The following is a 13931-nucleotide window of genomic DNA, read 5'->3' as shown; positions in this document are numbered from 1 at the left end:
TCAGATCACCTCGAGCTCGGCGCGCAGCGCGCCGGCCTGCTTGAGCGCCTCGAGGATGGCGACCAGGTCGCCCGGCGCCGCGCCGACCGCGTTCACCGCGCGCACGATCTCCTCCAGCGACACGCCGCCGGGGAACAGGAACATGCGCCCGCCGTCCTGGCGCGCTTCGACCTGCGACTGCGGCACCACCACGGTGGCGCCGTTGCCGAGCGGGTTGGGCTGGCTGATGGTGGCGCTCTCGGACACGGTCACCACCAGCGAGCCGTGCGACACCGCCGCCGGACCCACGCGCACGTTGCCGCCCATCACCACGGTGCCGGTGCGCGCGTTGATGATGACCTTCGCCGCCGCCGCGCCGGGATCGAGCTCCAGCGACTCCACCCGCGCCATGAAGCCGATGCGCTCGCTCATCTCCTCCGGCGCGCGCACGCTCACCGTCACCGCGTCGATGGCGCGCGCGGTGCCGGGGCCGAACGCGGCGTTCAGCGCCTCGACCATGCGCGATGCGGTGGTGAAGTCGGCGCGGTGCAGGTTCAGCCGCAGCTCGCCGCTGCCGGCGCCGCCGAAGCCTTCGCTGACCGTGCGCTCGACGATCGCGCCGTTGGGGATGCGGCCGGCGCTGGGGATGTTGACCGAGATCCGCGAGCCGTCGCGGCCGGAGGCGCCGAAGCCGCCGACCACCAGATTGCCCTGCGCGATCGCGTACACCTGGCCGTCGACGCCGCGCAGCGGCGTCATCAGCAGGCTGCCGCCGCGCAGGCTGCGCGCGTTGCCGATCGACGACACGGTGACGTCGATCGCCTGTCCGGGCTTGGCGAACGGCGGCAACTGCGCGTGCACCGCCACCGCGGCGACGTTCTTCAACTGCGGATTCACGCCCGGCGGAATCGACACGCCGAGCTCGTCCAGCATCGCCTTCAGGCTCTGCACGGTGAACGGCGCCTGCGAGGTCTGGTCGCCCGAGCCGTCCAGCCCGACCACCAGGCCGTAGCCGATCAGCGGGTTGTCGCGCACGCCTTCGACCGAGGCGAGATCCTTGATGCGCTCGGCGCGCGCCGGGCCGGCGAGGGCGAGCAGGGCGGCGGCGAGCAGGACGAGAAGGCGGCTCATAGCGGCATCAGCACGGAATTGAAGAAGCGGCTCAGCCAGCCCATCGCGTTGGATTTCGAGACCGGACCGCGGCCGCCGTAGACGATGCGGGCATCGGCCACGCGGCTGGACGCGATCCGGTTGTCGGGACCGATATCGGCCGGGCGGACCACGCCTTGAATGCGGATCAGCTCGTCGCCCTGGTTCAGCCGCACGCGCTTCTCGCCGACGATCACCAGATTGCCGTTGGGCAGGCGCTGCACCACGGTGGCGGTGATCTCGCCGTCCAGCCGGTTGCTCTGCGAGGTGTCGCCGTCGCCCTTGAACGTGCGCGAGCCGCTGACCTCGGCGTCGAGGATGTTGCGCCCGCCGTAGGTCACCGGCGCGCCGAACAGGCTGGGCGCGGCGATGCTGGTTTCCGAGTCCTTGCTGATCTGCGTGCTGGCGCGGCTCTGCGCGACGGTGCGCTCGACCAGCACGACGGTGACCAGATCGCCCGCCTCGCGCGCGCGCTTGTCCTGGAACAGCCGCAGGCCGCCCTGGCCGCCGTAGATCGCCCCGGCGGTGGGCGCGGGCGCGGGCGTCGCCGCGGCGAGCGGCTGGGTCGGCGTCCAGTCGGCGTCGCGACGCGATGCGCTCGCGCAGCCGGCGAGGGCGAGGACGAGCAGGGCAGCGAACGGCGCGCGCATGACGGTCACACGTTGTTGTTGAGGAAGGCGAGCATCTGATCGGTGGTCGAGATCGCCTTGGCGTTCATCTCGTAGGCGCGCTGGGTCTCGATCATGTTCACCAGCTCCTCGACCACATTGACGTTGGAGCTCTCCAGCGAGCCCTGCGCGAGCGTGCCCAGGCCCGACAGCCCCGGCGTTCCGGTCTGCGCCGGGCCGCTGGCGCCGGTTTCGAGGAACAGGTTCTCGCCCTTGGCCTGCAGGCCGGCCGGATTGACGAAGTCGGCCAGCGTCAGCGAGCCGATCTGCACCGGCGCGGCCTGGCCTGCGACCTGCACGCTGATGGTGCCGTCGCTGCCGATCGAGACGCTCTGCGCGCCTTCCGGAATCTGGATGCCCGGCTGCACGCGGTAGCCGGCGTTGGTGACCAGCTCGCCCTGCGCGTTGATCTGGAAGCTGCCGTCGCGGGTGTAGGCGGGCGTGCCGTCCGGCAACTGCACCTCGAAGAAGCCGCGGCCGTTGATCGCCACGTCGAGCGCGTTGCCGGTCTGCAGCAGGTTGCCCTGCTGGAAGGTCTTCTCGGTGGCGACCACGCGCACGCCGGTGCCGACCGACACGCCCGACGGCAACTGCGTCTGCTGCGAGGTGGCGCCGCCGGGAGCGCGCTCGTGCTGGTACAGCAGGTCCTCGAAGCTGGCGCGGCTGCGCTTGAACCCGGTGGTGTTGACGTTGGCCAGGTTGTTGGCGGTGACCGACATGCGCGTCTGCTGCGCATCCAGGCCGGTCTTGGCGATCCACAGGGCCTTGATCATGGAAGGGAACTCCGGTCTACGTGGAACTCACGCTGCAAGCGGCGTGCCAGCGCGGCCTCAGGCCAGGCGCAGCAGGCTGTTGGCGGAGCGGGCGTTGTCCTCGACGTCCTTCATCACCTTCACCTGCAGCTCGAACTGGCGCGACAGCTCGATCATCTGCACCAGCGCGCCGGCCGGATCGACGTTGCTGTTCTCCAACGCGCCGGCGGTGAGCGCGGTGCCGGTGGCGGGCGGCAGCTCGGCGTTGGCGCGCATCAGGCCGTCCTCGCCGCGGCTCAGTTGCGCCGGCGATTCGACCTGCACCAGCTTCAGCCGGCCGACGATCGCCAGCGTCTGCGGCCCCTGGCCCAGCGGCTGGATCGACAGCGTGCCGTCGCCGCCGATCTGCACCTGCTCGTACGGCGGCAGCGAGATCGGCCCGCCGTCGCCCAGCACCAGCGCGCCGGAGGCGGTGGTCAGCATGCCTTCGGCGGAGATGCGCAGCTCGCCGGCGCGGGTGTAGGCCTCGCTGCCGTCGGGCGCCTGCACCGCCATCCACACGCCGTCGTGCAGGGCGACGTCGAGCGCGCCGCCGGTGTTGAGGATCGAGCCCGGCGCGGCGTCGAAGCCGTCCGCGCGCGGCACCGCGTCGATGCGCGTGGGCAGCCCGGTGCCGGGCACCTTGAAGGTGTCGGTGGCGACGAAGCCGGCCTTGAAGCCGACCGTGCTGGCGTTGGCCAGGTTGTGGGCGACCGTGCCCTGCGCGCGCAGCGTGGCGCTGGCGCCGGTCATGACGGTGTAGAGCGCTTTGTCCATGCGGACCTCCGGCGCCGCCGAAGCCGCTCACGCCGCGCGCGGCGGCGCGGCGGCGGTCAGCGGATGTTGATGACGGTCTGGGTGACCTGGTCCTGGGTGGTGATCATCTGCGCGTTCGCCTGGAAGTTGCGCTGCGCGGTGATCATGTTCACCAGCTGCTCGGTCAGATCGACGTTCGAAGCTTCCAGCGCGCCCGACTGCACCAGGCCGAACGCCGAGGTGCCGGCCTGCCCGCGGATCGGCTGGCCCGACTCGAACGTCTCGCCCCAGGCGTTGTCGCCCAGCTTCTGCAGTCCCTGCGGGTTGGAGAAGTTGCTCAGCGCGAGCTGGCCCAACGGCGTGGACTGGCCGTTGGTGTAGCGCGCGAACACCACGCCTTCGGCGCTGATCTCGATGCCGGTCAGGCGGCCGGTGGTGTTGCCGTTCTGGCTCAGGCCGCTGACGACGAAGCGCTCGCCGTACTGGGTCGAATCGCCGACGTCGGCGGTGATGTTGAGCGGCGCGGCGCCGTTGCCCGGATCCCACGCCGGCAGCGTGAACTGCCCGGTGGCCGGCGAGGTGAGCGCGCCGCTGTCGGAGTACTGCAGCGTCTGCGCGCCGCCCACCGCATTGCCGTCGATCTGCGTGTAGACCTGCCATTCGTTCGGATTGGCGGTCTTGACGTAATACAGCGAGGCGACGTGCGCGACGCCCAGCGAGTCGTACACCGTCATCGAGGTGGTGTGGTTGTACGAGGTCGGATCGTTGGCGTCGAACGGCGAGGTGGCGGGCGCGTTGGCGCCGGCCGGCAGCGTGGTGGCGATTTCCATCGTGGTGGTGGCGACCGGCGGGTTCTCGCCGGCGGAAAGCTGCAGATCGGCGAGGCGGCCGGTGTCGAACGTGCCGTTCGGACCGGGCGGGAATACCTGCAGGCGCTGGCCGGCCGGGTTCACCACGTAGCCGTCGCGGTCGCGCGAGAAGTTGCCGGCGCGCGAGTAGACCAGCGAACCGGCGTCGGACAGGGTGAAGAACCCCTGGCCGGAGATCGCCACGTCCAGGTTGTTGTCGGTGAAGTCGATGTTGCCCTGCGCGAACTGCTGCGCGACGGTGGCGACCTTGGCGCCCGAGCCGACCTGCACGCGCGCAAGGCCATAGGGCGACACCGAGAACACGTCGGCGAACTCGGCGCGCGACTTCTTGAAGCCGGCGGTGTTGACGTTGGCGATGTTGTGCGAGACGACGTTGAGGTCGGTGGAGGCGGCGTTCAGGCCGCTCAGTGCGGTACGGAAGCTCATGGCGTACTCCGGTCAGGTGCGGGGGCTTGCGCCGATGCGATGGACCGCGGAGAGCGGCACCGCGCCGACTCCCGCGAGATTGAGTTGAAGGCCGCTGGGCGAGAGCGAGACGCTGTCCACGCGCGCTTCCAGCAGCGGCGCGAGGGCGACGGTGCTGGCGCCCGCGGACACGCGCGCGGCGATGCGGTATTCGCCGGCCGGCGCGCGGCTGCCGTCGGCCAGCGTGCCGTCCCATTCGATGTCCAGCGTGCCGGCGCCGTTGGCCAGCGTTTCGCTGCGATGGACCACGGCGCCGGAGGCGTCGAGGATCTCGACGGTCACCTTGCCGGCGCCGGGCACGTCGATCGCGGCGGCGAGCCCGCCCTCCGCGCCGAGCTGGAAGCGGTCGCTCTCCACCTGCACCTGCTGGCCCACCAGCGCGGCCGCCTTCAGCGCCTGGTCGCCCTCGACCGCCGCCGCCAGCGCCGAGAACGCGCCGTTGAGCGACTGGATGCCCTGCACGGTGGAGAACTGCGCGAGCTGGCCGAGGAACTCGTTGCTCGCCAGCGGCTTCAGCGGATCCTGGTTCTTGAGCTGCTCGGTCATCAGGCGCAGGAAGTCCGCCTGTCCGAGGTCCTTGTTCTTGCGGTTGTCGGTGCCCGTCGTGGCGGCCGAACCGAACAGCGAGGTGGCGTTGACGCTCATCCGGCGTGGCCTCAGCGGTTGATGTTGATGGTCGCCAGGGCGAGATCCTTGGCGGTGTTGAGCACCTCGACGCTGGCCTGGTAGCTGCGCGAGGCGGAGATCAGGTTGACCATCTGCGCGACCGGGTCGATGTCCGGCGCGTACACGTAGCCCTGCGCGTCGGCCTGCGGATGACCGGGCTCGTAGCGCTTGACCGGCGCGGCCTGCGACTGCACCACGTCCAGCACGCGCACGCCCTGCAGGGTCGGGTTGCCCGCGACCGGCTGCGCGGCGAACACCGGCTCGATCGGCCGGTAGACCGCATTCGGATCGCCGCTGACGTTCTGCGCGTTGGCGAGGTTGCTGGCGAGCGAGTTGATGCGCGTGGACTGCGCGAACAGCGCCGAGCCGGCGATGTCGAAGATCGGGAGATTGGCCATGGCTTATTGCCCGGTGATGGCGGTCAGCAGACTGCGGATGCGGCCTTCCAGCAGGCTCAGCGAGACCCGGTACTCGAGCGCCGCGCGGCCGAACGCGGCCTGCTCGACGTCGGTTTCGACGGTGTTGCCGTCCAGGCTGGGCTGGGTCGGCACGCGCCAGACCACGGGCGCGGGCAGGGCGGCCTCGGCCCCGCCGGCGGCGGCGCGGCGCAGTGCGGTGGCGAAGTCGATGTCGACCGCCTTGTAGTGCGGCGTGTCGGCGTTGGCGAGGTTCGCGGCCAGCAGCTTCAGCCGTTGCTCGCGCAGCGGCAGCGCCGCGGCGTGCAGGCCGAACAGGTCGGTGGCGTCGCTCATGGGAGCTCCGGAGGCGGGATGCCTGCGGAGCGGGAGGCAAGATGCGTGCCTGAGGGGTGGGGGTGGGGGCGGGGGAGGGGAGCGGGGAACGGGGAACGGGGAACGGGGAACGGGGAGCGGGGAACGGGGAGCGGGGAACGGGGAGCGGGGAGCGGGGGAACGCGGGAGCCGGCCTTTCGCTCCCTCTCCCCCGCTCGCGGGGGAGAGGGTTGGGGTGAGGGGGCCAACGAAGCGACGCGGCTCCGACGGCCTGCCCGTCGAGAACTCAGTCCGGTCCTGGAGCGCGGCAGCAGGCGAGTCCGCCTTTCGCTCCCTCTCCCCCGCTCGCGGGGGAGAGGGTTGGGGTGAGGGGGCAACGAAGCGACGCGGCTCCGACGGCCTGCCCGTCGAGAACTCAGCCCGTCCTGGAGCGCGGCAGCAGGGCGAGTCCGCCTTTCGCTCCCTCTCCCCCGCTCGCGGGGGAGAGGGTTGGGGTGAGGGGGCAACGAAGCGACGCGCCGCTACGCGCGCGCACCGCCCGGTAACCGGGCATCCTTTGCCGATTCCCGATTCCCGATTCCCCCGAGCTACTGCACCCCCAACGCCTCCAATCGCGCCATCACCCGCTGGGCCAGCTCGTCCGGGCTGTACTTGGCGACGAAGCAGTTGGCGCCCACGCGCTCGACCATCGCGTTGTTGAAGATGCCCGACAGCGAGGTGTGCAGCAGCACGTACAGGCCCGCCAGGCGCGGGTCGCGCCGGATTTCCGTCGTCAGCGAGTAGCCGTCCATCGCCGGCATCTCGATGTCGGAGATCACCATCCGATAGCGCGCGCAGACGTCCTCGCCCTGCGCCGCGAGCGACTGCAGATGCTCCAGCGCCTGCCGGCCATCGGCCAGCAGCACCGCCTCCAGCCCGAGCTGCTCCAGCACGCGCTGGATTTGCCCGCGCGCCACCCGCGAGTCGTCCACCACCAGCACCCGGCCGCGGCAGCCGGGCGCCACCGCCGGCAGCTCCAGCGCCAGCGCCGGCGGCCCCGCGGGTCCGGCCACCTCGGCCAGCACGCGCTCCACGTCGACGATCTGGATCAGCTCGCCGTGATGGCGGGTGACCGCGGTGAGGTGGCTGGACTCGCCCTCGTGCCCCGGCGGCGGCTGCACGTTGACCACGTCGATGTCGACGATGCGGTCCACCGCGCTGACCAGGAACCCCTGCACGCTGCGGTTGAACTCGGTGACGATCAGGTAGTCGGGGTTCGGATCGGGCTCGGGAAAGCCGACCGCCTGCGCCAGGTCGATCACCGGCACGCTGCGGCCGCGCAGATCGGCGGCGCCGAGCACCTGCGCCGGACTGTGCGGCATCGGGAACAGCCGCGGCTTGCGCAGCACTTCCTGCACCTTGAACACGTTGACGCCAAAAAGCTGGCGTCCGCCCAGACGGAACAGCAGCAGCGCGAGCCGGTTGTGGCCGGCCAGACGCGTGCGCTGGTCGATACGTTCGAGAAGATCGAGCGGCATGACGGCGTGATCGGCCGCGCGCCGGGAGTCTTGAGCGGGGATCGGGAGTCGGGAATCGGGAATCGGGAATCGGGAGTCGGGAGTCGGGAGTCGGGAGGCGGGAGGCGGGAGGCGGGGAAGGATGCCCCGGGCTACCGGGCGATGCGCGCGTGTGGCGATGCGTCGCTTCGTTCCCCCCTCACCCCACCCTCTCCCCCACGGGTGGGGGAGAGGGAGTGAAAGCCGGTGAGCTTTTCCCTCACCCCGCCCCGCTCCCCGTTCCACCTCCCGCTTCCCGTTCCCCATTCCCCATTCCCCATTCCCCATTCCCGATTCCCGATTCCCGATTCCCGATTCCCGATTCCCGATTCCCGATTCCCGATTCCCGCCCCCCAACCCGGCACACCCCTTGCAGACCCGCCCGCATGGCCCGCGTCCTCGCTCTGCTGCTGCTTGCGCTCCTCGCGCCGACGACGCCGCTGGACGTCGGCGCCCAGCAGGGCGCGGGCCATCACCCGGTGGCGGCCATCCGCGCCGCCGTGGTGGCGGCCGTGCCCGACGCCGGCGCCCCCGGCACGACGGTCGAAGCCCTCGTCGACGACCGTCTGCGCCTGCCCGCCTGTCCGCAGGCGCTGCAGGCGGCGCCGGCGCGTCCGGGCACGGTCGAGGTGCGCTGCGCCGCGCCCGCCTGGCGGCTCTACGTGCCGGTGCGGGTGCGGCGCAGCGTGCCGGTGCTGGTGGTGCGCCAGCCGGTCGCGCCCGGCGCGCCGGTGCCGGCCGAGGCGCTGGCGGTCGAAACGCGCGAAGTCGCCGGCCTCGCCAGCCCGGGGCTGAGCGATCCGGCGCAGGCGGTCGGCCAGCTTGCGCGGCGCCTGCTGGTGCCGGGCACCGTGCTGACCGCGCGCGACCTCGCCGCCGCGCCGGTGATCCGCCGCGGCGACGCCGTGGCGCTGATCGCGCGCGCCGGCGGCATCGAGGTCCGCGCCGAAGGCCGCGCGCTCGGCGACGCGGCGCCCGGCGACCGGGTCAACGTCGAGAATCTCGCCACCCGCCGCATCGTCCAGGCGCGCGCGCGGGGGGCAGGGGAGGCGGAAGTGACCGCGCGCTGAAGGCCATCCGCCTTCGCGCGTTAAAGTTCGTCAACGGGGACGCCGATAACGGGCGTCAAGGCAGACGGAGGCAGGGGCGCTCAAGTTCCCGCACCGCAGGCCGCTATCCGGACCGAACCCTTCACAGGAGCACCCTGTCATGGCTCACAAGATCGACGGCGTCGGCGCAGGCGTCGCCCCGCCGGCCCGGCTCGCCACCGAGCCCGCCGGCACCCGCGCGCCCGCCAGCGGCGGCGCGCCGGTCGCAGGCCCCGTCGCCGCCGACAGCGCCCGCTTCACCGGCGAGGCCGCCGAGTTGGCCCAGTTGCAGCAGGAGCTGGCGCAGAACCCGGCGATGGACCTGGCCAAGGTCGACGCGGTGCGCAGCGCCATCGAGTCGGGCGCCTACCGCATCGATCCGCAGGCGATCGCTTCGCGCATGATCCAGCTCGAACAGGAGCTCGGCGGATGAGCGACGGCGCGGCCTGGCTCGATGCCCTCGCGGCGGCCCTGAAGGCCGAGCGCGAGGCGCTGATCGCGCGCGACGCGGCCGCGCTGATCGATGCCAACCGCGCCAAGGTCGAGGCGCTCGCCGCGCTGGAGGCCGACCCGCCGGTCGAGGCGCGCGAGCGCATCGCCGAACTGGCCGAGCTCAACCGCGCCAACGGCGCGCTGCTGGCCCGCCGCCAGCGCGAGGTGCGCTGGGCGCTGCGTCACCTGGGCCGCGTCGAAGCCGAGACCGGCTACGACGTCCGCGGCCGCATGGCCGTCCAGCCGCGTTCGCGCGTCCTCGGCTACGGATGACGTGTACGATGCGATGAGCACCGGCACCGTCTCGCCCATCGTGGTCCTCACCGAACGCCGCAATCCCGCCCGGTCCCGTCTGGGCCGCGACCTCTACGCGCTCGCCCAGCGTCTGGACGATGCGCTGATCGTGCTGCAGCCGCCGGCCCCGACCTACGCCAACCCGGCCGCGCACCGCCTGCTCGAACTGCTGGAAGGGCAGCCGCCCGACGAACGCTGCGGCGAGCGCCTGATGGCGCTGCTGCCGTTGCGGCTGGACAACGGCGAGCCGAGCAACCGCCACGCCACCGTGACCCTCACCTCCGCCGCCGGCGAGCGCTGCACGCTGCAGGTCACCGAGATCCCGCTCGGCGAGGGCGAGGACGGCGGCCGCTCGCGCTGCCTGCTGCTGCGCGACGTCACCGTGATGCAGCAGCGCGAGGAGGAACTGCAGCGCCGCCACGCCGAACTGCAGCAGGCCTACCTGCGGCTGGCCGGCGCGCAGGAGCAACTGTTGCAGTCGGAGAAGATGGCCTCGATCGGCCAACTCGCCGCCGGCGTCGCGCACGAGATCAACAACCCGATCGGCTACGTCAACTCCAATCTCGCCACCCTGCAGGAGTACCTGCGCAACCTGCTGACCCTGCTGCACGCCTACGAGCGCGTGCTGCCGCCGGGCAGCGAGGCCGAGGCGGCGACCGAGATCGCCGACCTGCGCGCGCGTTTCGACCTCGACTTCATGCTGCGCGACCTGCCCGAACTGGTGGCCGAATCGCGCGAAGGCATCGAGCGCGTGACCAAGATCGTGCAGGACCTGAAGGACTTCTCCCACGCCGGCCGCGGCGAATCGTGGGTGATGGCCGATCTGCACAAGGGCCTGGACAGCACGCTCAACATCGTCTGGAACGAGCTCAAGTACAAGGTGCGGCTGGAGAAGCACTACGGCCAGTTGCCGCTGGTCGAATGCCTGCCGTCCGAACTCAACCAGGTGTTCATGAACATCCTGGTCAACGCCGGGCAGGCGATCGCCGAGCGCGGCCACATCGAGATCGCCACCGGGCACGAGGGCGAGGACGTGTGGGTGTCGATCCGCGACGACGGCGAGGGCATTCCCGATGCGGTGCTGCCGCGCATCTTCGATCCGTTCTTCACCACCAAGCCGGTGGGGCGTGGCAGCGGTCTGGGGCTGTCGATTTCCTACGGCATCGTCGCCAAGCACCACGGCCGCATCGAGGTCGACAGCGCGCCGGGCAAGGGCACGACGTTCCGCGTGGTGCTGCCGGTGCGCCAGCCGCACGCCGCCGGGGCGGACGCGCGCTGACAGGCCCTCGCGCGGCGCCGCGCGCGATCGGAACGGGTGCCCGAGGCAGGTCGTCCGCGGCCTGTCCAGTCGCCTCGTGCGCGGCTTCGCAGCCCAGCCTGAACGCCGGGGGATTCGCGCTTCACGCCGGCTCCACGCGCGGCTCGACGCGCCCATGCGCTGATGCAGAATACCCTCGGCCCGGGCACCGCCCGGCGCGCCGCGAGGCGCGCCGCCGTTCGTCCGGGAAACCTTCAGATCGCGTGAAGGCGGCCGCTGACGTGTGCGGAGCGGTCGCACACCGATCGCCTTCCGATGGCACGCCGGGGCGACTTCCGCCGCGGCGCGTTTCCAGCCTTGCGAACAGGACACACCCCGGTGCCTCGTCTCGACCTTCTCATCGTTCTCGTGCTCGCCATGATCGTCGGCGCGCTCACCTTCCAGTCGGTCGGCAACTTCCAGCCGCTGCCGCTGCTGATCGGCGCGATCGCGGTCGGCGCCTGGCGCTCCTGGAAGGCGCTGCGCGCCGGACGCTGAGCGGGCCATCCCGACCCGCCCGCAGGCACCGCTTCCGCGCACGTCAGCCCTGGAGCAGCGCCTGCAGGCGGTCCAGCAGCGGCAACTGGCTGGGCAGGATGCGCTCGCGCGCCTGCGCGAACGTGAACCACGCCACCCGGTCCACTTCCGGGAAGCGCGCCAGCCGGCCGCTGCGCGGCGGCCATTCCATCTCGAACTCCAGGCTTCGCAGCGCGCGCGGGTCGAACGCGCCCTCGGCGGCGAACGCCTCGACCCATTTGCCGCCGCGCTGGCGGATGCGGCCCAGCGGCGTCAGGCGCGCAGGCGCGGGTGCGCCGAGTTCCTCCTCGAACTCGCGGCGCGCCGCCTGTTCGACGCTCTCGCCGGGCTCGACGGCACCCTTGGGGACGCACCATGCGCCGGCATCGCGCGTGCGCCAGAACGGGCCGCCGGGATGCGCGAGCAGCACGCGCGGGCCATCGCCATCGCGGCGATAGAGCAGGATTCCCGCGCTGAGCGGCGTCGTTCCTCGCATCCGGACGCACCTCCTCGCCGCATGCTCGGCGACCCCATCGTCGCCCGCAAGCGGCCATCGCGGCCATTGCCGCTGACGCGCGCCGCTTCCCCGGGCGGGGCCACTTCCGCCGCTGTACGGCAAGTGACCGTTGCGGCGCACGCCGATTGAAAGCGCGGGCGCGGGGCGCCACACAGCGGGTGAAGGAGCTGCGCTTGCGGTCGAATTTGCATCCGCGCTGCGCGCTGCCGCCGAATCGATCGCGCCCGGGACGCGATGCCTTGCGCCACGGCTCAACGCGGATGAACGCGGATAAGGCCTTTCCCGAGTCGCCTTCTGTCCGTGCTCATCGGTGTAAATCCGTGGCAAAAAGCCATACTTCGGCGCCGCACGGCAGCCGCCGCCTCGAGCGGACCGCTGCCGGCCTGGAACGGAACTTGCATGGCCTTGGAAAGCGTGCCGCCGGGCCGGGCCGGGCGGGCGATGCAGGACGCGGTTGCTGCATTGCGTCACGAGGAACCGTGGGCGCGGTCGGGTTCGTGGCCGCTCCGACGGGGGCAAGATGAACATCGCACCCCGGCTGAGTCCGTGGGTGCCGCACAGGGGGACAGGCATGCGAGGCATCCGCACCGGTATCGAGAGCAGCCCGGGCATCGTGCCGGGCGATGGCGCCGCACGCGCGGCCGAGGTCGTGCGCGAGGCGACCCGGCGCCGGCACGGCCGCGTTCCGCTGTGGTCGATGATCCTGCGTCTGGTGCTCGGACTGGTGCTGGTCGGCTTGGGCGTGCTGTTCATGGGCTGGCACGACACCCGCGCCGAAGCGGGCGCGGCGCCCGCCGTCGCGCCCGCCGCGCGCTGATCACACCCGCGCTTTCGCGCGCGCCCCACGCCGTCTCCTGCAGGAGCAGCTTCAGCCGCGACCCCGAACGTTCACCGCGTCCCGTCCCTCAGTCCGACACCAGCGCACGGTCGCGGCCGGCGGCCTTGGCGCGATAGAGCGCGGCATCGGCGCGGCGTAGCTGCGCGGCGAGCGTCTCGCCGGGACGATGGTGGGCGATGCCCGCGCTGAGCGTCGCCTGCAGCGGCAGCATCGCATCGCGGAATCGCGCCCGCAGGCGCTCGATTCCGGCTTCGAACTCGACAGGCGGCGTGTCGATCGCCAGCAGCACGAACTCCTCGCCGCCCAGACGCGCACAGGTGCCGGGCAGGATCTCGCGTCCGCGCAGCAGGGTGCCGAGCGTCTGCAGAACCCGGTCGCCGGCTTCGTGTCCGTGACGGTCGTTGATCGACTTGAAACGGTCGACGTCGAGGAACGCGACGCTGAGCCCGCGCCCGTCGCGGACCGCCTCGGCGTGGCGTGCCGGCGCCTCGCGGTTCCAGCCGGCGCGATTGAGCAGCCCGGTGAGCGCATCGGTGATCGCCTGCTCGCGGAGCCGCAACCGCGCGCGGTACATCTGCACCGCGAACGCGACCCGGTAGCCGCCCAGCAGCAGGCCGAACGCGAGCGTGGTCAGCACGTAGAGCCAGTACAGCGCCGGCCCGCCGCCCGGCGCGCCGTGCCAGTGCGCGCGCAGCAGCGCCAGCGCGAGCACCAGCGCCACCGTGCAGGCCAGTGCCGTGCGCCGCGCCATCAGCGCCAGCAGCGCGATCGGCAAGAGGTGGAACAGGCCGGCGCGCAGCGTCAGCGGGGCCGAAGCCCCCGGCGGCGGCAACGACAGGAACACGCCCAGCACGGCGATGCACGCCAGCATGAGCGGCAGGCGCGCGCGCCAGTCCCGCAGTCGCCCCATCAGCAGCGCGCCGGCGCCCGTCGCGAGCGCGGCCAGCAGCACCGCCCATCCCGGATAGCCGATGCCCGGAACCCAGCCCAGCGCCTCCAGCGCGCCCACCAGCGCCAGCAGCACGGCGCCGCCGCACAGCACGCCGCTGATCACCGGACGCGTCGCCGCGACCTGCGCGCGCAGCAGTTCCTCGCGCTCGGCGCGGGACAACGTCCCGCGCGGGCGCCAGAACGCCAGGATGTCGTTGGCGAAGGCGGGCGCCTCCCATGCGACCCGGTGGTCGGAGCTTTTGGGGTTCATCGCGCGGACGCGCCTGGAGCGGGAGCCGCCCGCATGCATTGTCCGCTCTCGCGCGCCCGCCGGCGCGGTGCGCATCCGC

General features: G+C 72.1%; 17 protein-coding genes. 6 read left to right on the top strand and 11 right to left on the bottom strand.

All coding sequences use genetic code 11. From position 1 onward, the window contains the following. The 9 genes from FQY64_RS08605 to FQY64_RS08565 form a co-directional block, all read right to left on the bottom strand. Positions 1-1110, bottom strand: a complete 1110-nt coding sequence (locus FQY64_RS08605) for a flagellar basal body P-ring protein FlgI (protein ID WP_146473859.1) — start codon at positions 1108-1110, stop codon at positions 1-3. Then, positions 1107-1778 carry a flagellar basal body L-ring protein FlgH gene (gene flgH, locus FQY64_RS08600; protein WP_146473858.1) on the bottom strand — a complete coding sequence of 224 codons (672 nt, stop codon included), beginning with the start codon at positions 1776-1778 and terminating at the stop codon, positions 1107-1109. The genes FQY64_RS08605 and flgH overlap by 4 nt, the downstream gene beginning before the upstream one ends. Before the next feature lie 5 nt (positions 1779-1783). Next, on the bottom strand, positions 1784-2569 hold the full coding sequence (gene flgG / locus FQY64_RS08595; protein ID WP_146473857.1) for a flagellar basal-body rod protein FlgG: 786 nt from the start codon (positions 2567-2569) through the stop codon (positions 1784-1786). 57 nt (positions 2570-2626) lie between these two features. Next, positions 2627-3364, bottom strand: coding sequence for a flagellar basal body rod protein FlgF (locus FQY64_RS08590; protein WP_146473856.1), 738 nt, complete (start codon positions 3362-3364; stop codon positions 2627-2629). Positions 3365-3420: 56 nt separating this feature from the next. Next, entirely contained in the window at positions 3421-4638 is a 1218-nt protein-coding gene (gene flgE, locus FQY64_RS08585) for a flagellar hook protein FlgE (protein WP_146473855.1), read from the bottom strand. Positions 4639-4650: 12 nt separating this feature from the next. After that, entirely contained in the window at positions 4651-5322 is a 672-nt protein-coding gene (locus FQY64_RS08580) for a flagellar hook assembly protein FlgD (RefSeq protein ID WP_146473854.1), read from the bottom strand. A gap of 11 nt (positions 5323-5333) precedes the next feature. Further along, positions 5334-5741, bottom strand: coding sequence for a flagellar basal body rod protein FlgC (gene flgC, locus FQY64_RS08575; protein WP_146473853.1), 408 nt, complete (start codon positions 5739-5741; stop codon positions 5334-5336). A gap of 3 nt (positions 5742-5744) precedes the next feature. Next, positions 5745-6095 (bottom strand): flagellar basal body protein, encoded by a 351-nt coding sequence (locus FQY64_RS08570; protein WP_146473852.1) that lies wholly within the window; start codon positions 6093-6095, stop codon positions 5745-5747. Between the two features lie 566 nt (positions 6096-6661). Beyond that, entirely contained in the window at positions 6662-7591 is a 930-nt protein-coding gene (locus FQY64_RS08565) for a chemotaxis protein CheV (protein WP_146473851.1), read from the bottom strand. A 404-nt stretch (positions 7592-7995) separates the two neighbouring features. Between FQY64_RS08565 and flgA the strand changes: the two genes are divergently transcribed. From flgA to FQY64_RS14750, 5 genes are all read left to right on the top strand, one after another. Next, positions 7996-8679 (top strand): flagellar basal body P-ring formation chaperone FlgA, encoded by a 684-nt coding sequence (gene flgA, locus FQY64_RS08555; protein ID WP_146473849.1) that lies wholly within the window; start codon positions 7996-7998, stop codon positions 8677-8679. A gap of 139 nt (positions 8680-8818) precedes the next feature. After that, positions 8819-9130: a flagellar biosynthesis anti-sigma factor FlgM gene (gene flgM, locus FQY64_RS08550; RefSeq protein WP_146473848.1), complete on the top strand. Its 312-nt coding sequence runs from the start codon at positions 8819-8821 to the stop codon at positions 9128-9130. Further along, positions 9127-9462, top strand: a complete 336-nt coding sequence (locus tag FQY64_RS08545; protein ID WP_146473847.1) for a flagellar protein FlgN — start codon at positions 9127-9129, stop codon at positions 9460-9462. Before flgM ends, FQY64_RS08545 begins: the two co-directional genes overlap by 4 nt. Positions 9463-9475: 13 nt before the next feature. Continuing rightward, the gene (locus tag FQY64_RS08540) at positions 9476-10762 is read left to right on the top strand and encodes an ATP-binding protein (protein WP_146473846.1); all 1287 of its coding nucleotides are present in this window, start codon (positions 9476-9478) and stop codon (positions 10760-10762) included. Positions 10763-11119: 357 nt separating this feature from the next. Beyond that, positions 11120-11278: a hypothetical protein gene (locus FQY64_RS14750; protein WP_186760899.1), complete on the top strand. Its 159-nt coding sequence runs from the start codon at positions 11120-11122 to the stop codon at positions 11276-11278. A gap of 43 nt (positions 11279-11321) precedes the next feature. Here the strand turns inward: FQY64_RS14750 and FQY64_RS08535 are convergent, their stop codons facing one another. Further along, entirely contained in the window at positions 11322-11792 is a 471-nt protein-coding gene (locus FQY64_RS08535) for an NUDIX hydrolase (protein ID WP_146473845.1), read from the bottom strand. A 592-nt stretch (positions 11793-12384) separates the two neighbouring features. Here FQY64_RS08535 and FQY64_RS08530 point away from each other — a divergent pair. Next, positions 12385-12630, top strand: coding sequence for a hypothetical protein (locus FQY64_RS08530; protein WP_146473844.1), 246 nt, complete (start codon positions 12385-12387; stop codon positions 12628-12630). Positions 12631-12718: 88 nt separating this feature from the next. Here FQY64_RS08530 and FQY64_RS08525 read toward each other — a convergent pair whose 3' ends face one another. Beyond that, the gene (locus tag FQY64_RS08525; RefSeq protein WP_146473843.1) at positions 12719-13852 is read right to left on the bottom strand and encodes a GGDEF domain-containing protein; all 1134 of its coding nucleotides are present in this window, start codon (positions 13850-13852) and stop codon (positions 12719-12721) included. Positions 13853-13931: the final 79 nt, after the last annotated feature.

Source organism: Vulcaniibacterium thermophilum (assembly GCF_007923255.1).
In the GTDB taxonomy this organism is placed as follows: Bacteria; Pseudomonadota; Gammaproteobacteria; order Xanthomonadales; family Xanthomonadaceae; genus Lysobacter_F; species Lysobacter_F thermophilum.
This window is presented reverse-complemented; position numbering and strand designations above follow the sequence as displayed.